The sequence below is a fragment of the Lentzea aerocolonigenes genome (assembly GCF_000974445.1).
GTDB classification, from domain to species: Bacteria; Actinomycetota; Actinomycetes; order Mycobacteriales; family Pseudonocardiaceae; genus Lentzea; species Lentzea aerocolonigenes.
In genome coordinates, this window is sequence record NZ_BBOJ01000048.1 from 1 (window position 1) to 20,291 (window position 20,291).

The window sequence follows — 20,291 nt, forward strand, 5'->3', positions numbered from 1 at the left end:
CCATCAACAACACCCGTGACTTCAAGATCGGCAGACGGCTGACCAACCTGCCCGCACTGCGGCAGATCGGCTTCTCCGCCAACCGACGCCTGCTGCGCGTCCAACGACTCAGCCACGACCCGATCACCGGAGCCGACGCCTTCCACACCACCTGCGACCCGATCCTCACCCAGGCCGGCGACCGGATCCCCGGCCTGCGGTTCACCGACCCACGCGTCCACGCCCTGCTGCACACCCTGCTGGTCTTCCGGCTGCACCTGCACGGCTTCACCAACCGCGACCTGCGGCAGACCACCAGCGAACTGCTCGGCACAGCGCAGCCCATGACCACCACCCAAGCCAGCTACGACCTACGCCGGCTGCGGCACCACGGACTAATCGAACGCATCCCGCACACCCACCGCTACCGCGTCACCAACACCGGCCTGCACACCGCGATGTTCCTCACCCGCGCCCACGACAGACTCCTGCGCACCGGTCTCGCCCAGCTCACCAGCCCCCAGCCGACCCGGTTGCGCACAGCGGCCGACGCCTACGACAAAGCCGTCGACCAACTCGCCCACCAAGCCGGACTCGCCGCATAACCACCAGCAACCCCAGCTGATCAACCAAACTCGCCTCGATCTTCACGACTTCGGTCGGTCAAGCCCTCTAGCGCAGCACTTCCAGGGCCGCGGCGTGCACGCCCGGCGCGGCGGCGAGGTACTCGGTGCTGGTCAGCTCCCACGGCTTGCCGTCTAGATCGGTGACGACGCCGCCCGCCTCCTGCACGAGCAGCACACCGGACGCGTGCGCGCGCACGTTGTCGTACTGCCAGTGCAGATCCATCCGTCCGGCGGCGACCTGGGCGAGTTGATGCGTCACCGGCACGGAGATCCGGACGTACAGAGCCTCCTTCGCCATCGCGCTGTAGGAGGCGCCCATCCGGTCGGCGATCTCCGGTCCCTGGCCGGGCTGGGCCTGACCGGTGCCGGCCAGCGCGCCGTCCAGCGACGTCTTGCCGGAGACCCGCAACCGCACGCCGTTCAGGAACGCGCCACCGCCCTCGGTGGCCGTGAACATCTCGTCGAACAACGGGAAGTACACGACGGCCAGCACCGGGCGGCCGACGCGGACCAGGCTCACGCCGATGTTCCAGTCTGTCCATCCGCCCTGCGGCAACTGAGCGTATACGGTCCTGTACACTCGGTGAGTCGGTCCGGGACGGAACCAAGCCACGGACCGGTCTACCGCCGGGCTGGCGGGATGTCAGGTCTGTGGAGCTTGTGTAAGACCGATGGTCGGCACTCCGACCCTCGCCGTGAAAGCGGGTCGGCAACGGGCTGTGAAGCAGAAAGCTCAATCCGCGAGGGTTGAATCTCCCCGCTCCGGCTGGGAAAGAGGTCAAGCAAGCGGATCTGAATCTGCTGACCGTGCTGCTCGACGAGGACAGCGTGATGGGGGCGATAGGGGCGGCGCAGCGGCTGCACCTGTCGTCGCCCGCGGTCAGCCGCACGCTCGGGCGGATCAGGAAGGTGACCGGCGACGACATCCTGGTGCGGACCGGCCACACGATGACGCCGACGCCGTACGCATTGGGCATCCGGGAGGAGGTGCACCGGCTGGTGCGGCAGGCCAACGCCGTGCTCGCGCCGAGCCGGGAGCTCGACCTCGCCGAACTGGAGCGCACGTTCACGGTCCAGTGCCACGACGCGCTGGCCTCGTCGGTCGTGCCCGCGCTGGTCGGCAGGATCGCGGAGCAGGCACCCGGTGTGCGGCTGCGGGTGCTCGCCGAGCACTCCGCCGACACCGACGACCTGCGGCACGGGCGGGTCGACCTGGAGCTCGGCGGCGGCACGGCGGGCCTGCCCGAGTTCCGTTCCGAGACGCTCGGCACCGACCCGCTCGCGGTGGTCATGAGGCACGGACACCCGTGCGCGGAAGACCTGGACCTGCCCGCCTACGCGGCACATCCCCACGTGCTGGTCTCCCGGCGCGGCCGGCTCACCGCCCCGATCGACGACGTGCTGGCAGCACAAGGCCTGCGCCGCAAGGTGATCGCGACCGTGGCGACCGTCCACTCCGCACTGCGGATCGCGGCCACGAGCGATGCCCTGGTGACCACCACCGCGATCCTCTGCCGGCCGTTGGTCGAGGCGTTCGGGTTGGTCACCCGCCCGCTGCCGGTCGAGTCACCGGAGGCGCCGATCAACTGCAACTGGCACCAACGCTACGACTCTGACCTCGCCCACGCCTGGCTGCGCGACCAGGTGCGGACGACCGTGGTCGAGGTGCTAGCCCGGTAGCGGCAGGGCGACGGCGCCGGGGAAGCGCGGTTTCTCGGCCTCGTCGAGCATCAACGCGGCCACGGTTTCCCTGCTCACGACAGCGGTCAGGTCGAACGGCGGCGCGGCGTCCAGGCCGACGGTGCGCCGGGTGGGGCTTTCCGGGTCGTCGCTGAGCACCCCGGCGTGGAAGACGGTGCCACCGGCGGAAAGCACCGCGTTGTCCGCGGCGACCTTGTCCGGGATCCGGTCCCCCATGAACGTCCAGAGCACGCGCGCACCCTCGCCCGCAACCTCCGCGGACGCACCCGTGCCGTACGCGCCGAGCCAGATGATCCGTCGCGGCCCAGCGGCGACGACCGCCTTCGCACCGTCGAGGAGCACACCGGCGACCTCCGTGCCGAGACCGGACAGGACGACGGAGTCCTCGTCGACGACGGCGGCGATGCTCGCCGGGTCGGTCACGTCGCCCGCGACCTTGCGCACGTGCTCGACGGTGATGCGACTCGGATCGCGGGCGATCGCGGTGACGGTGTGGCCGCGCTCCACCGCCTTGCGGGCGAGGGCGAGACCGGTGCGACCGGAGGCCGCGAGAACGATGAGGTTCATGCCGAAAACGCTAGGGACGCCACCGATTAACATCAAGTGAAAGCTCGTCAACCGATGATTTACCCAGACGCAATCAGCCCTCTTCGCGCAGCTTCTCCAGCGCCGAAGCCAGATCCTGCGGGTACTCCGAGGTGAACGTGACCCACTGGCCGTCGGCCGGGTGGTGGAACCCGAGCTGGCGCGCGTGCAGCCACTGCCGCGTCACCCCGAGCCGCTTGGCCAGCGTCGGGTCGGCGCCGTAGGTCAGGTCGCCCACGCACGGGTGGTGCAGAGCCGAGAAGTGCACGCGGATCTGATGCGTGCGGCCGGTTTCGAGGTGCACCTCGACGAATGACGCCGCGCGGAAGGCCTCGATCACCTCGTAGTGCGTGATGGACGGCTTGCCGGAGTTCATCACGGCGAACTTGTAGTCGTGCTTGGGGTGCCGGTCGATCGGCGCGTCGATGGTGCCCTTGATCGGGTCCGGGTGGCCCTGGACGATCGCGTGGTAGACCTTGTCGACGGTCCGTTCCTTGAAGGCGTGCTTCAGGGCCGAGTACGCGGACTCGGACTTCGCGACGACCATCACGCCCGTGGTGCCGACGTCGAGCCGGTGCACGACGCCCTGACGTTCCGCGGCGCCGGACGTGGCGATCCGGTGACCGGCGGCGGCGAGCCCGCCCACCACGGTCGGCCCGGTCCAGCCAGGCGACGGGTGCACGGCGACACCCACCGGCTTGTCGACGACGATGATGTCGTCGTCCTCGTGGATCACGACCAGGCCCTCGACGGGAATCGCCTGGACGGTGATCGGCTGCGGCGGCGCCGGCAGCGTGATCTCGAGCATCGCGCCCGCGGTCAGCCGGTCGGACTTGCCGACGACACGGCCGTCGATCAGCACGTCGTCGGCGTCGGCGATGGCGGCCACGGCGGTGCGGGACAGACCCAGCAGCTTCGCGAGGCCGGCGTCGACGCGCATGCCGTCCAGACCGTCGGGAATCGGCAGCGTTCGGTATCCGCTCACGCGCGGGGCCTCGACCTTCTTCTCCTTGCAGAACCTGCTGAACCTATCAGGACCAGCTACTTCGGCTCCGTCACACCGTCGGACTCCACGGGCACCGGGTCGTCCTTGTGAATCGTCCCGTCGTAGTCGTGCCGCATGAGCGCGAGGACGATGATCGCCGCGCCCCCGCCGACGATCGCCATGTCGGCGATGTTGAACACCGGCCAGACGCGGCCGTACGGGTCGAAGAGCGACAGGAAGTCCACCACGTGACCGCGCATCGGCCCCGGTTCGCGGAAGAGGCGGTCCACCAGGTTGCCGACGGCGCCGCCCAGCACCAGGCCCAGGCCGACGGCCCAGCCCTGGGAGCGGAGGTTGCGCGAGATCCAGGCGATGAACCCGACGACTCCCAGCGCGATCAGCGCCAGGATCCACGTCATGCCCTCCGCCAGGCCGAACGCGGCACCGGGGTTGCGGACGAACGTCAGGTAGAGCACCCCGCCGAACAGCTTGATGGGCCCGGCGTCCTCGAGGAACGCCACGGACACGACCTTGGTGAGCACGTCCAGGGCGAGCACCCCACCCGCCAGCACCGCGAGCGTCTTGGTCTTCGGCTCCGGCAGCGATCCGGTGATCGAGAACTCCGGCTCGACGACATCCTCGCCGGAGTCCTTCCCGGCGGCTTCTTCCGAAGCCTTCTCCGCCCAGTCCTCGGTGGCCTCGTCCGGTGCCGCCGCGGCTTCCTCGACCGCTTCCGGCGCGCTGACCTGCTCTTCCGCAGGGTCGGCAGCAGCCTTCTCGGCGGCCTTGGACTCGTCACTCACCAGGTCATTGTCCACTACAGGGACTACGCGAGGAACGGCGGCAGGGTTCGGCCGTCGTCCTCCGGCACCCACCGGCCGTCACGCTGCGTGTAGGTCCACTTCGGCCCCTCGGTGACGAGAGTGCGCAGCGCGGCGACCAACCGGTCCACGTGCTCGACCGTCGTGCCGAGGCCGATCGACGCGCGCACGGCACGGTCCTCGTGCGATCCGACCTGCTTGACCAGGCGGCCCACGATCACGTGCGCGCAGAACGCGCCGTCCCGCACACCGATGCCGTACTCCGCGGACAGCGCCGCCGCGAGGAAGCCCGCGTCGAAGCCGGAGACCGTGAAGCTCACGACACCGACCTTGTCGACGTCGGTCAGGATCGACAGCTCGCGGAAACCGGGGATCGTGCGCAGGCCCTCGCGCAGACGCGTCAGCAGCTCCTGCTCGTGCGCGACCGTCTGCTCCCAGTGCCGCGACAGGATCTCGCAGGCCGCGGCGAGCGCGTGCACGCCGACGACGTTCGGGCTGCCGGCCTCGTGCCGCTCCGGCACCGCGGACCAGGCCACGCCGAGCCGGTCGCCGTGGTCGGTGACCTTCGACGTGGCACCGCCACCGACCAGGTACGGCTGGGCCTGCTGCAACCAGTCGGCGCGGCCGACCAGCACGCCGGCACCGAACGGCGCGTAGATCTTGTGACCGGAGAACGCGACGTAGTCGACGCCCAGCTCGCGGGCGTTGACCGGGCGGTGCGGGGCGAGCTGCGCGGCGTCGAGCGCGATCCGCGCGCCGTGCCGGCGGGCGACCTTCGCGAGCTCCGCGACCGGCCACAGCTCCCCCGTGACGTTGGACGCCCCGGTGACGATCACGAGCCGAGGGCCGACCGGGGCGGCGGCCAATGCCCGGTCCAGCGCGACAACAGCGGCGCCAGACGAAGACGGAGCGGGAATGCGCTGAACATTCGGACCGCGCCACGGCAGCAGCGCGGCGTGGTGCTCGCTGTCGAACAGGACGACCGCGGTGTTCTTGGGAACGCTGCGCGCCAACAGGTTCAGCGAGTCCGTGGTGTTGCGGGTGAAGACGACGGCGTCGGACGAGTGCGCCCCGATGAACCTGCGGATGCGGTCCCGTGCCTGCTCGTAGACGCGGGTCGACACCTGTGAGGCGAACCCGGCGCCGCGGTGCACGCTGGCGTACCAGGGCAGCAGCTCGTCGACGGCGTCGCGCACCTCCTGCAGACACGGCGCGCTCGCCGCGTGGTCGAGGTTGGCGTAGGTGACGCGCTCTCCGGTGACCAGTGGAACGCGCAGGTCAGCGCCGACGACAGCCGGAACCGCAGTGCTGGTGGTCTTGGTGATCGCGAGCGTCATCGAGCTGCCTCCGAGGCCAGGGGCCCCGTGTCGCGAAGGCCCGCGCTTGACCGGCGCCCCACGCGCCGGACCAGGTCCTCACCAAGGGCACCCCACCGCGGTTGGAGGGTTGCCGGCCAGCAAGCTTGGGCTTGACGCTGGCTCTCATGACCTGCCGACGACGTTAGCGGAGGGTCACCGAGCGCGTCGACACCCGATCACATCGTGAGAAGCCTCGGAGACCGACTATTCCCCGGTCTCGCCCTTCCAGCGGGCGTAGCGACCGGCGCGGTCCACGGCACGAACGCGCCGCTCAGCGGCCTCGCGCGCCTCTTCCGTGGTGACGATGAGCAACTGGTCCTCTGTCTGCAGCCGCGTCGTCGGTTGTGGCGTGAAACTCTTCCCGCCGCGCACCACGAGGCTCACCGTGGCACCGGTCGGCAGCCTCAGCTCGGACATGTACACGCCGTGCAGCTTCGACCCGCGCTGGATGTGCACCTGCAGCAGCTCGGCGCCCAGCTCGTCCAACGGCGAGGAGTCGACCTGCACCTCCTGCGGCTCCCCCGCGCGCACCAGGCCGAGGCGCCGCGCCAGGAACGGCAGCGTCGTGCCCTGCACCACCGTCAGCACGACGACCAGCACGAACACCGCGTCGACCAGCTCGCGCGCGCCCTGAACGCCCTGGATCAACGGGATCAGCGCGAACACGATCGGCACCGCACCGCGCAGGCCCGACCACGAGAGGAACGCCTGTTCCCGCCACGGCACCTTGAACGGCAGCGAGGCGACCACCACGGACAGCGGCCGTGCCACGAACGTCAGCACGACGCCCGCGATCAACGCGGGCACCAGCACGTCGAGCAGCCGCGACGGTGACGCGTAGAGGCCGAGTAAGACGAAGAGCCCGATCTGCGCCAGCCAGCCGAGGCCCTCCGCGAACGAGAGCGTGTCGGCGCGGTGCGGCAGGCGGGCGTTGCCGAGCACCAGCGCGGCCACGTAGGTGGCGAGGAACCCGGACGCGTGCGCGAGATCGCCCGCGGTGTAAGCGATCACGCACACCGCCACGGTGGCGAGCGGATACAGGCCGGTGGCGGGCAGCGCCGCACGTCTCAGCCCGGCGCCGCCGAGGTAGCCCAGCGCGACACCGATGAGCGCGCCCGCGGCGAGTTCGTAGACCACCAGCAGCGGTGCGGTCCACGAGATCCGGTCCGACGACGCCAGCAGCACGACGGCGAGGTAGACCGGCGCGTCGTTGAGGCCGGACTCCAGTTCGAGCGCCCCGGTGAGCCGCGCGCCGACGCCCAGCGACCGCAGCACGCTGAAGACCGCGGCCGCGTCGGTGGACGACAGCACCGCGCCCCACAGCAACGCCATCCGCCAGTCGAGGCCGAGCAGGAAGTGCAACGCCGTTCCCGTCACGGCGACGCTCACCGCAACGGCCACTGTGGACAGTGCCACGCCTAACCACAGCGAGGACTTCACGGCCTGCCAACGGGTCGTGAGCCCGCCCTCGCTCAGGATCAGCACGAGAGCCGCGATGCCGAGGGACTGGGTGAGGCCGGCGTCGTCGAACTTGATGCCGGCCACGGACTCGCCGAGCAACACGCCGATGCCGAGGTACAGCAACAGCGAGGGCAGGCCGAGTCGAGTCGACACGCGCACCGCGATCACCGAGATCAGCAGCACGGCCGCGCCGACGCCCAGAACGACCGTCACGTCACCCACCCGGACCATTCTCGTTGATCACCACCGAATTGGACGAATCCGACGCATCACAACAACCCGCCGTTCGCCCCTACCGGGCTCATGCGCACAGGAGCATGTTGATCAGTGGCTCAATCCAACCCTGCACTGGAGTTGAACCATGAGGATCCTGATCGCACTGGCGGCCGCCTTGATGGTGACCGGAACCACCGCAGCACAGGCAGCCGCTCCGGCGGCCCTGGCAGCACCGAACATCAACGTCGCGAACGTGCAAGCCCACCTCAACCAGTTCCAGTCGATCGCGAACGCCAACGGCGGCAACCGCGCTCACGGACGTCCGGGGTACCTGGCCTCGGTGAACTGGGTGAAGAGCAAGCTCGACGCGGCCGGCTTCACCACGCGCGTGCAGTCGTTCACCTACGGCGGCGCCACCGGCTACAACCTGATCGCGGACTACCCCGGCGGCGACGCGAACAACGTCGTCATGCTGGGCGGCCACCTCGACAGCGTCACCGCGGGCCCCGGCATCAACGACAACGGCACGGGCTCGGCGACGAACCTGGAGGTCGCCCTCCAGATGGCGGCCACCGGCTTCAAGCCGACCAAGCACGTGCGGTTCGGCTGGTGGGGCGCGGAGGAGCTCGGGCTGCGCGGCTCGAACGCCTACGTGGCCTCGCTGACCACCGCGGAGAAGTCGAAGATCAAGGCGTACCTGAACTTCGACATGACCGGCTCGCCGAACCCCGGCTACTTCGTCTACGACGGCGCCGACGGACAGCCCGCCGGTTCGGTGGAACTGCAGAAGCGACTGGAGGCGGGCTTCGCGACGCTGAACGTCCCGACCGAGCTGACCAGGGTCGGCGGCCGCTCCGACCACGCCGCGTTCGCACGGGCGGGCATCGCGACCGGCGGCACCTTCACCGGCGCCGAGCAGACCAAGACCGCGGCACAGGCACGGAAGTGGGGCGGTACGGCGGGTCAGGCCTTCGACCGCTGCTACCACCGTTCCTGCGACACCACGTCGAACATCAACACCACGGCGCTGGACCGCAACGCGGACGTGATCGCCTACGCGTTGTGGGCGACCGCCGCGTGATGCGCCGTTAGCACCTGCACGGCCTCGTCGAGCACCGGTTCGACGAGGCCGGGCAGCGTCGACCACATCTGGACCTGCCCCAGGTAGAGGCTGAACGCGATCAGCGCGCGCTTCTTCGCGTGCTCGCGGTCGAACCCGAGCTGCTCGAACAGCTCGGTCAGGTAGTCCAGGCGCCGTTGCGTGACGCGCTGGAGGACCGGCGCGATCACCTCGTGCTCGGCGCCCGCCTGCAACGCCATCTCCACCGACCCCTTGCGAGTGCGGTCGAGCACGGTGCTGAACAACGTCCTGAGCTTGTCGTGCGGGGTCGCCTCGGCCTCGACCAGCTCGATGACTTTCTCGGTGTGCTCCCGCTCCCACCGCTCGACCGTGGCCTTGAGCAGTGCTTCCCGGTTCGGGAAGTGGTGGTAGACGCTGCCTTTCGTGGCGCCGGCACGTGCAGCCAGCGGTTCGATCGCCACGGCGCCCAGCCCGCCTTCCGCCAACGCTCTCAGCGCTATCTCAGTCCAGTCGTCGCGATTCCTCCGCACCACGCTTCCATACGCTACCGTACGTTTCAGAACATACGGCAGCGTATGGAAGGGGTTCTAGTCATGATCAGAAACGTCCACGTCCGCGATCTCAGCGTGCCCGCGGGCCCGTTCGTCGAGCGGATCCAGGAGCTCTGGCCGCCCGCGTGGGGCAAGCAGGAGTTCGACCGCCCGCTCGGCGTCGGCGCGGACGGCGGCCACGGCCCGATCCGCTACCGCTGCACGGAGTTCACCCCCGGCGAGTCGATCAGCTTCGAGTTCACCGAGCTCACGGGCACGCACACGCTCTCGGCGTCGGGCACGGTCGTCCGGCACGAGCTCGTCGGCGACTTCGGCTTCGCGGCACGGCTGCGCTGGGCGCTGGTGATCCGCTGGCTGCACGACGCGTGCTTGGAGGACCTGTTCGACAACTTCGAGCGCGCAGCAGGACGCGAGCCCGCCGCACCGGCGCGGTGGTCACCTTGGGTGCGGCTGGTGCGGCGGGCGTTCGGCGCTGTGATGAAGCGTCAGGCGCAGCGCAGCTTCACAGGACCTTCGAAGTAGCGTCCTCCGAACACGTCACCGTTCTCCGCGAGCACGTCCGGGAACACGTCGGAGGGCAACGGGTCGACCCGGCCGTTCGCGCGACGCACGACGTTTCCCGAGATCAGGTCGCCCGCGCCGTTGGCGGCCGTGACGGCGCCACCGGGCAGGGTGCGGACGATCTCGCCTCGCAGGTTCCACTCGACCGAGATCCCCTGGTAGTCGCCCCGCACCATCGACGTCCCGAAGACGCGGCCGTTCCGGATCAAGCTCGGGGACACCTGGTCGTGGTCCTCGAGCGGCTGGAGTTCGACTCGCTCGCCGTCCGGGTTCCACACGTAACCCCGGTCGGGTCCCTCGTCGTCGGAGACGCCGATGACGTTGCCGTCGTCGTCGATCCCCTTGGGCCACCACGCCAGCCCGTCCTCGGTGTCTTCGAGCACCGTCGGCTCCGTGGACCCGGCAGGCCACACCACCAACGCTCCACCGGACCTGCCGACCACGTCGCCGCCGGCATTCATCGAGTGCACCGTCGTCGACCGGCGGCCGGGCAACGGCTCGAGCTTTTCACCACCACGCCACAGCCCGCTCCCACCACCACTGAGCAGCACACCTTCCCGGGTGATGTCGTAGACACCACGCTGTTCCTGGAAGGTCACCGTTTCCGGCACCTCCTGATGCCAGACCACGACCGACTCACCCCAGGTGGTCGAGGTCAGCCAGTCGCCGTCGCCGGCCAGAGGGCCGCTCGAGTGCTGACCGGCCGGAACCGGCAGGTCAGTCCTGATCCACTCGCACCCCGTGCCCGCTTGTGCGGCAGTGGGTGCGAACAACGCACCTGTGACCAACACCGCCGCGCCCACCGTGAGACGCCATCCCCCAGCAACCACGTGCCACCCCTCTCGAGAGAGATCAACCGTTCAGCTGGAGGTGTCCGCCTCGGCACGAGGTGTTGCATAAAAAAGGGCGGCGTGTGACGGGCGAACCCATCACACGCCGCCTTGTAGTGCCGTACTTACGCCTTGGCGACCGCGACCTTGACCTTCAGCCCGTCACCGACCGAGCCCTCGGAAGCGCCCTCACCGAACACCACCGACGACGTCAACGTCTCCGACTGCACGAACGGCAGGTGCGGCTCCACCGCGGAACGCACCGCGTCCGGAAGCTCCAGCGTCAGCGTGATCCGGTCGGACACGTCGAGCTGAGCGTCCTTGCGCGCCTGCTGCACCACGCGCACCAGGTCGCGCGCGACGCCCTCGGCCTCCAGCTCCGGCGTCACGACCGTGTCGAGCACGACCACGCCCGCACCACCGGGCAGCGCGGCCGTGGCAGCCGGATCCGTTGCCACCAGACGCTGTTCGTACTCACCCTCGAACAGCTCGACCCCCGCGGCCACCACGCGACCGTCCACTTCGGACCAGTCACCGGCCTTGACGGCCTTGATGACCTTCTGCACGTTCGGCCCGAGGCGCGGGCCGGCGGCGCGTGCGTTCACCACGAGCTGGAACTGGCCGTACGCGTCGACGTCGGTGGTCAGCGAGACCTCCTTGACGTTGACCTCGTCGCGCACGATCTCCGCGAAGTCCTCCAGCGTTCCGGCCACCGGGGACGCCACGGTCAGGCGCGCCAGCGGGAGTCGCACACGCAGCTTGTTGGCCTTGCGCAACGACAACGCCGTCGAGCACACGTCGCGCACCTCGTCCATCGCCGCCACGAGAGCGTCGTCGGCGGGCAGGTCCGACGCCGACGGGAAGTCCGTCAGGTGCACCGAACGCCCACCGGTCAACCCGCGCCACACGACCTCGGTCGTGTACGGCAGCAGCGGTGCCGCCACGCGCGTGACGACCTCCAGCACGGTGTGCAGGGTGTCGATCGCGTCCTGCTCGCCGTCCCAGAACCGCTGCCGCGACCGGCGCACGTACCAGTTCGTCAGCACCTCCAGGTACTCGCGCACCATCTGGCACGCACCGGAGATGTCGTAGACGTCCATCGCCGCCTGGACGTCGCGCACCAGGTCGTGCGTCTTCGCCAGCGCGTACCGGTCCAGCACGTTCTTCGAGTCGACGCGCCACGTGCCCTCACGCCCGGAAGCGTTGGAGTACAAGGCGAGGAAGTACCAGGAGTTCCACAACGGCAGCACCGCCTGGCGCACCGCGTCGCGGATGCCGCGCTCGGTCACCACCAGGTCGCCGCCGCGCAGGATCGGCGACGCCATGAGGAACCACCTCATCGCGTCCGAGCCGTCGCGGTCGAAGACCTCGTTGACGTCCGGGTAGTTCTTCAGCGACTTGGACATCTTCTGGCCGTCGTCACCGAGAACGATGCCGTGCGCCACGCAGTCGCGGAACGCGGGCCGGTCGAACAACGCCGTCGCGAGCACGTGCAGCGTGTAGAACCAGCCGCGCGTCTGCCCGTTGTACTCGACGATGAAGTCGCCGGGGTAGTGGTTCTCGAACCACTCCGCGTTCTCGAAGGGGTAGTGCACCTGCGCGAACGACATCGAGCCCGACTCGAACCAGCAGTCGAGCACGTCCGGGATGCGGCGCATCGTCGACTTGCCGCTCGGGTCGTCCGGGTTCGGGCGGGTCAGCTCGTCGATGAACGGCCGGTGCAGGTTGTCCGGGCGCACGCCGAAGTCCCGCTCCAGCTCGTCCAGCGACCCGTACACGTCCGTGCGGGGGAACTCGGGGTTGTCCGAGGTCCACACGGGCAGCGGCGAGCCCCAGTACCGGTTGCGCGAGATGTTCCAGTCGCGCGCGTTCTCGAGCCACTTGCCGAACTGGCCGTCCTTGATGTGGCCGGGCACCCAGTTGATCTGCTGGTTGAGCTCGACCATCCGGTCCTTGAACTGCGTCACGGCGACGAACCACGCCGACAGCGCGCGCTGGATCAGCGGGTTGTTGCACCGCCAGCAGTGCGGGTACGGGTGGTCGTAGGTCTCGTGCCGCAGCAACAGGCCGGCCTCGCGCAGGTCACGGATGATCTGCTTGTTCGCCTCGAACACGTGCACGCCCGCGTACGGGCCCGCTTCCGCGGTGAACTTGCCGTCCGGCCCGACCGGCACGACGACCTCGATGCCCGCCGCGTCCGTCACGACCTTGTCGTCCTCACCGAACGCCGGTGCGATGTGGACGATGCCGGTGCCGTCGTCGGTGGTCACGTAGTCCGCGGTCAGCACCTGGTGCGCGTTCTCGCGGCCCACGAAGAAGTCGAACGGCGGCAGGTACTTCTTGCCGACCAGGTCCGAGCCCTTGAAGCGCGCGACGACCTCGGGCTCCTCGCCCAGCTCACGCGCGTACGCGGCGACACGAGCCTCGGCCAGCAGGTACTTGTCACCATCGGAGCCGACCACGGTCACGTAGTCGACGTCCGGGTGCACGGCGGCGGCGAGGTTGCTCGGCAGCGTCCACGGCGTGGTCGTCCAGACCAGGGCCTTCTCACCGGACTCCAGGCGCAGCGCCACCGTGACGGCCGGGTCCTGCCGCTCGCGGTAGGCGTCGTCCATCTTGGTCTCGGTGTTGGACAGCGGCGTCTGGCAACGCCAGCAGTACCAGAGCACCCGGAAGCCCTCGTAGATCAAGCCCTTGTCCCACAAGGCCTTGAACGCCCACATGACGCTTTCCATGTAGTCGAGGTCGAGCGTCTTGTAGTCGTTGTCGAAGTCGACCCACCGGGCCTGGCGCGTCACGTAGTCGCGCCACTGGTCCGTGTACTGCAACACGGACGTGCGGCACGCCTCGTTGAACTTCTCGATGCCGAGCTCGTCGATCTCGTGCTTCTGCGTGATCCCGAGCTGCTTCTCGGCCTCGTACTCGGCGGGCATGCCGTGCGTGTCCCAGCCGAACCGGCGCTCGACGTGCTTGCCGCGCATGGTCTGGTAGCGCGGCACGACGTCCTTGACGTAGCCGGTCAGCAGGTGCCCGTAGTGCGGCAGACCGTTCGCGAACGGCGGGCCGTCGTAGAAGACGAACTCGTTGTCGCCGTTGTCGCCGGCCGGGTTGCGGTCGATGCTCGCCTGGAAGGTCTGGTCGTCCTTCCAGTACCCGAGCACGTCCTGCTCGAGGTTCGGAAAGGACGGCTGCGCCGGGACCTCGTTCGCTCCGGCCCTGGGGTAGGCCATCTCCACTGCTCCTCGCGGTCATGAAGGACACGCGAGGACGACCGCGCCGATGTGGCTCGACGGGCCGCGGTACCACCCCGCTTGCTCACCCGCGACGGGCGAGCCTCTCGTTCTTCGGCTGTGACGGGCCGGTCCCGTCCGGTTCTACTGAGGTTCGCTGAACCCGTTCTTCCGGAGGCTCCCCGGTGATGGCCGGATCGATGCCTGTGAGTACAGGGTACGGGTGCGCGCAAACCGTATGCTCGCCGGATGACGTTGACCATCGCGTTGTCGATCGTGCTGGCCCTGCTGTTCGCGGCCACGGGCGCGGGCAAGCTGTTCGGAGCGAAGACGTCACTCGAGGCACGTGACCACTTCCGGATGAGCGGGACGCTGTGGCGGACCATCGGCGCGCTGGAGTGGGCGGGCGCGGCAGGCCTGATCGTCGGCCTGGTCACCTGGGAGTGGGTCGCCCACGCGGCCACCGTCGGGCTCGGACTGCTGATGGTCGGCGCCACGGTCACCAGGCTCAGGTACGACTCGAAGCCGTCCGGCGTCGTCGTGGACCTGGTCCTGCTCGCGTTGCTGATCACCCTGCTGTTCCTGGACCGCTGAGTAGTTCCACTGATTCACGCCTCCCCGGTGCTGCGCCAGACTCGGCAGCACTTCGACATGGGGGGTTGAACATGCTTCGCGGCGTGTTGATGCTGGCGTCGATCGTGGCCATGTCCGCGGGTGTCGCCAGCGCGTCTGCTGATTCGTCCTTCGACTTCGTTTCTCAGGCCGGCGCTCAGCCCGTCGGCGAGCTCTCCGGACACCGGACCGGCGTGAAGGTCTGGGAGTTCGACGACGACCTGCTGCTCGACGGCCGCGGCTCCGGCGGCGACGTCCGCGTGCTGCTGCCAGGCGCGCGGGCGGAGACCGGCGTCCAGCAGTGCCAGATGGTGGTCATCTTCGGTGGCATCGGCTGTCAGGACCCGCAGGGCCGGCTCGAGGTCACGCACCTGGCCCGCAACTCGGACGGCCGCATCACCGAGTTCGACGGCTCGGTCGAGCACCACTGCGAGCGCAGCCAGGACAAGACCTTCACCGCCAAGATCCACTACGTCCTGGGGGACTCGTGATGATCCGCACCGCTCTGGCCACCGCCGCGCTGATGCTCGCCGCCACCGGCGTCGCTTCGGCCGAGCCGCTCCAGGAGTTCGTCTTCGACGCCGAGCCGCACGCCGCCCCGATCAACAACCGCGCGGGCCACTGGACGCCGCCGGGGCTGGAGCTCCGCGTCGGCTTCCGGCAGAACAACGCTCTCCGGGTGGCGGCCGAGTACGACAGCCTGCGGGACTACGTCGACCTGGAGCTGTCCCGTCCCGACGGCCAACCACTGACCGAGGGCACCGACACGGACGTGAAGGCGCAGGTCGTCAACCGCGGCCTGGGCTGCGTCGACCAGGCGGCCGACGTCACCGTCGAGAAGCTCGAACGCGCCGCCGACGGCTCGGTCGACACGTTCTACGGCGCGGTGGAACACCGCTGCCAGTACAGCAGCAGCCCGGACAACGCACTGCGCGTGAAGATCCGCTTCAGTCGCACGTAGAGAACGGGCTAGCCGCTGGTACGGCTTCTGCGCACCAGCACCGCGTCGGGCGTGCACACCGCGCACGGCGTGAACTGGAGCTGCCGTGCTTCCTGCACCGGGAGGCCCAGCGTGGGCCTCCCGGCGAGCCAGGAACACGAGCTCAGGTGGTACCGGGGCCGCTCGTCCAGCACCCGGACCTCGTCCACCAGATCGGCCACGACGAGCAGGTCCGCCGCGTCGGTGTCCTCTTCCGGTGGTTCCTCGTCAGCGGGCGGCGTATCGGCTTCTGCCGGAACCACTACCCGTTGATCATCAGCTACAGCCTGTTGATCTACACTCTGCGCGTCGGCAACGGGGTCCCCCGGCCGCCGTCGCCACCAGTCCCAAGCGAGGACCAGGGCGGCGAGCACGCTCGCGCCCACGGACGACCACGCCCAGATCGTGTTGGACGTGGTCAGCGCAGGCACGAGCAACCCGAGGGCTGCCAGCACCAGAAGTAGAACTACGAAGAGCACCTAGTGGACAGTAGTTCAGCCCGCTTCGGCGCGTGCGCCGAAGGAGTAGCCCTGGGAACGGCCCTCGGACGGAGCGGCCGGGCCGCGGTCCTGGAGGTCGCGCAGGGACGACTCGAGCATGGTCTTCAGTCGCGTGCGGTACTCGCGCTCGAACGTCTGCAGCTTGTCGATCTGCTTCTCGAGCGTGTTCTTCTCCTGGGTGATGTTGCCCATCACCTCAGCGTGCTTGCGCTGCGCGTCGCGGTCGAGCGCGGTGGCCTTCTCACGGGCCTGCCGCTCGAGCGTCTCGGCGCGCGTGCGCGCGTCGTTCAGCATGGTCTCGGCGCGGGTGCGCGCCTCGTTGACCATCGTGTCGGCCTTGGCACGAGCCTCGGACAGCAACTGCTCGGACTTCGTGCGCGCCTCGGACAGCATGCCGTCCGCCTCGGCCTTGGCCTCGCCGGTCAGCCGGTCCGCCATCTCCTGGGCGAGACCCAGGACCTTCGCGGCCTGCACGTGGTGGTCACCGCCACCACCGGGGGACGTCTGCTCCATCACCGTGGGCGGCGGGACCGGCGCCAGGCGGCGCGGCTCCTCCACCGGCATACGGCTCGTCATGGGGCCGGAAGAAGCCTTCGCACGCGCGTCGTCGAGGTCGGCACGCGTGGTCTCGAGCTGCTGGTCGAGCTGCTCGACCTGCTGACGGAGATCGTTGTTCTCCTCGATCAAGCGGGCGAGTTCGCCCTCAACCAGGTCGAGGAACGCGTCCACCTCGTCCTCGTTGTAGCCCCGCTTGCCAATCGGCGGCTTGCTGAACGCGACGTTGTGCACGTCAGCGGGGGTCAACGGCATCGGATCACCTCTCGCACTCCTGGGCTGCGGTCATCCCCGGCTTCCCCGTCACGGCCTGGGATCTGCAACTTGCATCAAAATGATAACGAGCAGCCACAGCACAATAATCGATAGGTCCAGTCCGACGCCCCCGATCCGCACAGTCGGGATCACCCGACGCAGTGCGCGGACCGGTGGGTCGGTCACGGTGTACACGGTTTCCAGCGTCACGGCCACGCCGCCCGCGGGGCGCCACTCCCTCGCGAACGTCCGCACCAGTTCGACCACCACACGTGCGGTCAGGAACAGCGAGAACGCGAAGAGGACGTAGAAGATGACGAGACGGATCGGGTCCACGGGTCAACTCTAACCGTGGTTCCCGAACCCACCCTCCGCCAGCTTCCTGCGGTCCTCCGCCGTGACGTCAACGTTCGGCGGTGAGAGAAGGAACACCCTGCTGGTGATCTTGTCCATGGACCCGCGCAGAGCGAACGCGAGACCGGCCGAGAAGTCGACGAGACGCTTCGCGTCCGCGTCGTCCATGTCGGTCAGGTTCAAGATCACTGGAGTGCCGTCGCGGTAGTGCTCCCCGATCGTGCGCGCCTCGCTGTAGTTACGGGGGTGAAGCGTGGTGATGCGCGCCAACGGGTTGCCTGCCGGTTCCGCGACGGGACGCAGCCTGCTCACGGGCTCGCGCTGCGGCTCGACAGCCAGCGCACCGTGCACAGGTGCGTCAGCGGACCAGCGCCGCGTGCTCGAAGGGCTGCCGCCCCCGCGCCGCGACTCCGGCTCGTAGTCGTCCGAGTCGTCGATGTCGGTCCGGTACCCGGAGCCCTGGGGCTCCGACCGGCCCGGTGTGAACACACGGCTGCGCCGCGGATAGGGGTCGTAGTCGTCGGCCTCGGCCGCGTACTCGGACCGGTAGTCGCCGTAGCGGCCGCGGTCGTCGTCGTAGCCGGGGTCGTCTGCGTACTCGGCGGGGACCATCCCGAAGTAGGCCTTCAGCTTGTGCAGCGCGCTCATTCCAGCCCCTCCTCGGCGAGTTCCCCACTCTTAGGGACGGTGCGGACGGTCCCGAGGTTCCCGACAACCTACGGCGAGGTTAGTCGCCGGCTGCCGAGCAACGCCGTTCCGACACGCACACAGGTCGATCCGTGCGAGATGGCATCTTCCAGGTCCCCGCTCATTCCCGCTGACACACTGCGGACAGTGGGATGATCATCACGTAGCCCTGATACCACCGATGCCAACGCCTCAAACGCCTGCGATGGCTTCATCGTCAATGGCGCGACGGTCATCGCACCTCGAAGAATAAGATCACCCGAACGAGTGATCACGCCAGCCAGTTCCGGCACGTCCTCGACCGCGCACCCACCCCGCGACGTGTCCCCGTCGATGCTGACCTGCAACAACACGTCGAGCTTCTTCCCGTGCGCCCGCGCCGCCTTGGCCAACGCCTCAGCCAACCGGACGCTGTCCACCGAATCGACCTGATCGGCCCATTCGACGACGGACTTGGCCTTGTTCCGCTGCAATCGCCCGACCATGTGCCACCGAGCGTCTTCGAGATGTCTCAATTGGGCGACCTTGGCACTGGCCTCCTGATCGCGATTTTCGGCGAAGTTCCTCAACCCGAGTCCATAAAGGATCTCCACATCGCTCGCCGGCCAGGTTTTCGTCACCGCGAGCAACATCACGTCGCCCCGATCCCGCCCAGCAGCCTCACAAGCCTTCGCGATGCGCTCCTCGACCTCAGCGAGGTTCGCCCGAAGCTCGTCCTCCCGACTCACGGCTCGATCCAAACGACCGACGCGAGCCGCCCGGTAGGCGCCTCCCTGCGGTGACTGAAGAGATCCTTCTCCTCAAACGTGCACCGCGGATCCACCCCGATCTTCCCCACCCCCGCACTGGCGAGCTGGTTCCACAACCCGGCCCGCAAGTCCAACGCGGGCGTCCCCCGCCGCGACTTGGAAGCGCTACCAGGCAGGTGCTTCTCCACGTCCTTCTGCATCTCAGCAGGCACCTCGTAGCACTCACCACAAACAGCGGGCCCGAGCAGAACCTCGATCCGCTCGAGCTCGGCCCCCAGCCCCATCATCGCCTTGAGCGCCTCGACCACAACCCCGACACGCGCGCCGACACGCCCAGCGTGCACAGCACCGACAACCCCGGCCTCCTGATCCCCCAACAACACAGGCACGCAGTCGGCCGTCAACACCACAAGCCCGAGACCAGCCTGTTTCGTCACACATGCATCAGTGGCCTCAAGCGCCTCGCTCTGCGGCCCGTCAACCACCCCGACAGTCCGCCCGTGAACCTGCTCCATCCACACCAACCGATCGGGGCTGAGCCCAATCCCCTCAGCAAGGCGCCCCCGATTGGCCTCCACGGCCCCCGGTTCATCCCCAACGTGATCGCCGAGGTTGAAGGACGAATAGGGCCCCTTGGACACGCCACCGGCGCGGGTGGTGACAACACGACGAATGCGCACGCCTACACCCTAGTTCGCACCCGGCACACACCTCCGCAGCACGCGACGCGAAGCCAGCCCAAGCCCGATGGCGAAGCCGAGGCACCCCCAACCAAGCCCGATGGCGCAGCCGAGGCGCCCCACTCAAGCCCGATGGCGAAGACATCCCAGTTGCTGGGGGTGTCAAGCGGCGGCGGTGTTGGTGTTGGTGTGGTGGGCCCAGGCGGTGGTCTCGTTGTAGGTGGTGCGGGTTTTGAGGCAGCCGTGCAGGATGCCGACGAGGCGGTTGGCGAGTTGGCGTAAGGCCGCGTTGTGGCCGAGGCCGCGGGCGCGTTGCAGGTCGTAGTAGGCGCGGGCGCCGGATGAGACGCGTAAGGCGACGAAGGCCTGCATCATGAGCGCGTCGACGAGCCGGTCGTTGTGGACGTAACGGGTCCGCACGGTTTTCTTCTTGCCGGAGCGGATGGTCAGCGGGCTGGTGCCGGCAGCGTTCTTGCGGGCTTTCGCGCTGGCGTAGCGAGCGTGGTCGTCGCCGAACTCGGCGAGCACCCGAGCGCCGAGAACCGCGCCGATCCCTGGCTGGGACAGCACGATCTCAGCGTCCGGGTGCCGGCCAAAATGGGCCCCGACCTCGCCCTCCAGGACCCTGATCTGCTCGGCCAGAGCGGCCAGGATCGCCAGGGTGGCGCGGGTGGTCGCCGCGTAGGCGGCGGCCACCACCGCCGGCTGGCCCAGGTGCTCGGCGCGCAACGCGGCCTGGATCTCGGTGGCTTTGGCATCCAGATCGCGACGGCGGGCGCGTTGCAGCGCACTACGGATCTGTTTGAACGACAACCTCTTCGCGGCATCCGGGTCAGGGGCGCGGGCCAGCAGCTCCAGCGTGTCCGGCGCGTCCAGATCCGTGAAAGCCACCAGCGCGGCCGGGAAATAGTCACGCAACGCGTGCCGCAACCGCT

The 20,291-nt window shown here is 68.8% G+C and carries 23 protein-coding genes and 1 riboswitch; of the genes, 7 read left to right on the top strand and 16 right to left on the bottom strand.

Going from position 1 to position 20,291, the window contains the following annotated elements:
- The coding region (locus AOM45_RS52100; RefSeq protein WP_201780212.1) for a hypothetical protein at nt 1-584 on the top strand (584 nt) is incomplete at its 5' end.
- 67 nt (nt 585-651) lie between these two features.
- Here AOM45_RS52100 and AOM45_RS48400 read toward each other — a convergent pair.
- Nucleotides 652-1,125 (bottom strand): inositol monophosphatase family protein, encoded by a 474-nt coding sequence (locus AOM45_RS48400; RefSeq protein WP_236704113.1) that lies wholly within the window; start codon nt 1,123-1,125, stop codon nt 652-654.
- A 287-nt stretch (nt 1,126-1,412) separates the two neighbouring features.
- Between AOM45_RS48400 and AOM45_RS48405 the strand changes: the two genes are divergently transcribed.
- Nucleotides 1,413-2,285, top strand: coding sequence for a LysR family transcriptional regulator (locus tag AOM45_RS48405; RefSeq protein ID WP_236704114.1), 873 nt, complete (start codon nt 1,413-1,415; stop codon nt 2,283-2,285).
- On the opposite strand, the gene AOM45_RS48410 is transcribed toward AOM45_RS48405, so the two are convergent.
- The 5 genes from AOM45_RS48410 to AOM45_RS48430 form a co-directional block, all read right to left on the bottom strand.
- The gene (locus AOM45_RS48410; protein ID WP_030474140.1) at nt 2,274-2,873 is read right to left on the bottom strand and encodes an NAD(P)-dependent oxidoreductase; all 600 of its coding nucleotides are present in this window, start codon (nt 2,871-2,873) and stop codon (nt 2,274-2,276) included. The genes AOM45_RS48405 and AOM45_RS48410 overlap by 12 nt on opposite strands.
- Before the next feature lie 73 nt (nt 2,874-2,946).
- Nucleotides 2,947-3,831, bottom strand: a complete 885-nt coding sequence (locus AOM45_RS48415) for an RluA family pseudouridine synthase (RefSeq protein WP_051784856.1) — start codon at nt 3,829-3,831, stop codon at nt 2,947-2,949.
- Nucleotides 3,832-3,932: 101 nt separating this feature from the next.
- A complete protein-coding gene (lspA, locus tag AOM45_RS48420) occupies nt 3,933-4,679 on the bottom strand; it encodes a signal peptidase II (RefSeq protein ID WP_236704115.1) in 747 nt (248 codons plus the stop codon).
- A 23-nt stretch (nt 4,680-4,702) separates the two neighbouring features.
- Complete coding sequence (locus AOM45_RS48425) at nt 4,703-6,034, bottom strand: aminotransferase class V-fold PLP-dependent enzyme (RefSeq protein ID WP_030474143.1); 1,332 nt, start codon at nt 6,032-6,034, stop codon at nt 4,703-4,705.
- Nucleotides 6,035-6,071: 37 nt separating this feature from the next.
- Nucleotides 6,072-6,186: riboswitch (SAM riboswitch) on the bottom strand.
- 73 nt (nt 6,187-6,259) lie between these two features.
- Nucleotides 6,260-7,747 carry a potassium/proton antiporter gene (locus tag AOM45_RS48430; protein ID WP_030474144.1) on the bottom strand — a complete coding sequence of 496 codons (1,488 nt, stop codon included), beginning with the start codon at nt 7,745-7,747 and terminating at the stop codon, nt 6,260-6,262.
- 130 nt (nt 7,748-7,877) lie between these two features.
- Here AOM45_RS48430 and AOM45_RS48435 point away from each other — a divergent pair, with 130 nt between their 5' ends.
- The gene (locus AOM45_RS48435; RefSeq protein WP_030474145.1) at nt 7,878-8,813 is read left to right on the top strand and encodes a M28 family metallopeptidase; all 936 of its coding nucleotides are present in this window, start codon (nt 7,878-7,880) and stop codon (nt 8,811-8,813) included.
- Here AOM45_RS48435 and AOM45_RS48440 read toward each other — a convergent pair.
- Nucleotides 8,786-9,346 carry a TetR/AcrR family transcriptional regulator gene (locus tag AOM45_RS48440; RefSeq protein WP_051784851.1) on the bottom strand — a complete coding sequence of 187 codons (561 nt, stop codon included), beginning with the start codon at nt 9,344-9,346 and terminating at the stop codon, nt 8,786-8,788. The two genes, AOM45_RS48435 and AOM45_RS48440, sit on opposite strands and share 28 nt — an antisense overlap.
- A 60-nt stretch (nt 9,347-9,406) precedes the next feature.
- Here AOM45_RS48440 and AOM45_RS48445 point away from each other — a divergent pair, with 60 nt between their 5' ends.
- Nucleotides 9,407-9,886 (top strand): hypothetical protein, encoded by a 480-nt coding sequence (locus AOM45_RS48445; protein ID WP_051784852.1) that lies wholly within the window; start codon nt 9,407-9,409, stop codon nt 9,884-9,886.
- On the opposite strand, the gene AOM45_RS48450 is transcribed toward AOM45_RS48445, so the two are convergent.
- Complete coding sequence (locus tag AOM45_RS48450) at nt 9,850-10,716, bottom strand: hypothetical protein (RefSeq protein ID WP_156094489.1); 867 nt, start codon at nt 10,714-10,716, stop codon at nt 9,850-9,852. The two genes, AOM45_RS48445 and AOM45_RS48450, sit on opposite strands and share 37 nt — an antisense overlap.
- Nucleotides 10,717-10,880: 164 nt before the next feature.
- A complete protein-coding gene (ileS, locus tag AOM45_RS48455; RefSeq protein WP_030474149.1) occupies nt 10,881-13,985 on the bottom strand; it encodes an isoleucine--tRNA ligase in 3,105 nt (1,034 codons plus the stop codon).
- A gap of 249 nt (nt 13,986-14,234) precedes the next feature.
- On the opposite strand from ileS, the gene AOM45_RS48460 reads away from it, so the two are divergent.
- The 3 genes from AOM45_RS48460 to AOM45_RS48470 all read left to right on the top strand — a co-directional run bounded on the left by AOM45_RS48460 (nt 14,235) and on the right by AOM45_RS48470 (nt 15,558).
- Nucleotides 14,235-14,579 (top strand): DoxX family protein, encoded by a 345-nt coding sequence (locus AOM45_RS48460; protein WP_051784853.1) that lies wholly within the window; start codon nt 14,235-14,237, stop codon nt 14,577-14,579.
- Between the two features lie 83 nt (nt 14,580-14,662).
- A complete protein-coding gene (locus tag AOM45_RS48465) occupies nt 14,663-15,088 on the top strand; it encodes a hypothetical protein (RefSeq protein ID WP_059363103.1) in 426 nt (141 codons plus the stop codon).
- The gene (locus tag AOM45_RS48470) at nt 15,088-15,558 is read left to right on the top strand and encodes a hypothetical protein (protein WP_030474152.1); all 471 of its coding nucleotides are present in this window, start codon (nt 15,088-15,090) and stop codon (nt 15,556-15,558) included. Before AOM45_RS48465 ends, AOM45_RS48470 begins: the two co-directional genes overlap by 1 nt.
- A gap of 8 nt (nt 15,559-15,566) precedes the next feature.
- On the opposite strand, the gene AOM45_RS48475 is transcribed toward AOM45_RS48470, so the two are convergent.
- The 7 genes from AOM45_RS48475 to AOM45_RS48505 form a co-directional block, all read right to left on the bottom strand.
- Nucleotides 15,567-16,055: a hypothetical protein gene (locus AOM45_RS48475; protein WP_030474153.1), complete on the bottom strand. Its 489-nt coding sequence runs from the start codon at nt 16,053-16,055 to the stop codon at nt 15,567-15,569.
- A 15-nt stretch (nt 16,056-16,070) separates the two neighbouring features.
- Nucleotides 16,071-16,886, bottom strand: a complete 816-nt coding sequence (gene wag31 / locus AOM45_RS48480; protein WP_030474154.1) for a DivIVA-like cell division protein Wag31 — start codon at nt 16,884-16,886, stop codon at nt 16,071-16,073.
- 48 nt (nt 16,887-16,934) lie between these two features.
- Nucleotides 16,935-17,213, bottom strand: a complete 279-nt coding sequence (locus tag AOM45_RS48485) for a YggT family protein (RefSeq protein ID WP_035914134.1) — start codon at nt 17,211-17,213, stop codon at nt 16,935-16,937.
- 18 nt (nt 17,214-17,231) lie between these two features.
- Nucleotides 17,232-17,888, bottom strand: coding sequence for a cell division protein SepF (locus tag AOM45_RS48490; protein ID WP_030474156.1), 657 nt, complete (start codon nt 17,886-17,888; stop codon nt 17,232-17,234).
- A gap of 68 nt (nt 17,889-17,956) precedes the next feature.
- Nucleotides 17,957-18,655: a YggS family pyridoxal phosphate-dependent enzyme gene (locus AOM45_RS48495; RefSeq protein ID WP_030474157.1), complete on the bottom strand. Its 699-nt coding sequence runs from the start codon at nt 18,653-18,655 to the stop codon at nt 17,957-17,959.
- Nucleotides 18,652-19,356, bottom strand: a complete 705-nt coding sequence (gene pgeF, locus AOM45_RS48500; protein WP_030474158.1) for a peptidoglycan editing factor PgeF — start codon at nt 19,354-19,356, stop codon at nt 18,652-18,654. Before pgeF ends, AOM45_RS48495 begins: the two co-directional genes overlap by 4 nt.
- Nucleotides 19,357-19,518: 162 nt before the next feature.
- On the bottom strand, nt 19,519-20,291 hold a 773-nt coding region (locus AOM45_RS48505), incomplete at its 5' end, for a transposase (protein ID WP_156249788.1).

Excerpts from the sequence above, each read along its gene's own strand:
- AOM45_RS48410 (WP_030474140.1), bottom strand. The coding sequence starts at position 2,873 with ATGAACCTCATCGTTCTCGCGGCCTCCGGTCGCACCGGTCTCGCCCTC.
- AOM45_RS48415 (WP_051784856.1), bottom strand. The coding sequence starts at position 3,831 with ATGCGCGTCGACGCCGGCCTCGCGAAGCTGCTGGGTCTGTCCCGCACC.
- AOM45_RS48425 (WP_030474143.1), bottom strand. The coding sequence starts at position 6,034 with ATGACGCTCGCGATCACCAAGACCACCAGCACTGCGGTTCCGGCTGTC.
- AOM45_RS48430 (WP_030474144.1), bottom strand. The coding sequence starts at position 7,747 with ATGGTCCGGGTGGGTGACGTGACGGTCGTTCTGGGCGTCGGCGCGGCC.
- AOM45_RS48435 (WP_030474145.1), top strand. The coding sequence starts at position 7,878 with ATGAGGATCCTGATCGCACTGGCGGCCGCCTTGATGGTGACCGGAACC.
- AOM45_RS48445 (WP_051784852.1), top strand. The coding sequence starts at position 9,407 with ATGATCAGAAACGTCCACGTCCGCGATCTCAGCGTGCCCGCGGGCCCG.
- ileS (WP_030474149.1), bottom strand. The coding sequence starts at position 13,985 with ATGGCCTACCCCAGGGCCGGAGCGAACGAGGTCCCGGCGCAGCCGTCC.
- AOM45_RS48460 (WP_051784853.1), top strand. The coding sequence starts at position 14,235 with ATGACGTTGACCATCGCGTTGTCGATCGTGCTGGCCCTGCTGTTCGCG.
- AOM45_RS48470 (WP_030474152.1), top strand. The coding sequence starts at position 15,088 with ATGATCCGCACCGCTCTGGCCACCGCCGCGCTGATGCTCGCCGCCACC.
- wag31 (WP_030474154.1), bottom strand. The coding sequence starts at position 16,886 with ATGCCGTTGACCCCCGCTGACGTGCACAACGTCGCGTTCAGCAAGCCG.
- AOM45_RS48490 (WP_030474156.1), bottom strand. The coding sequence starts at position 17,888 with ATGAGCGCGCTGCACAAGCTGAAGGCCTACTTCGGGATGGTCCCCGCC.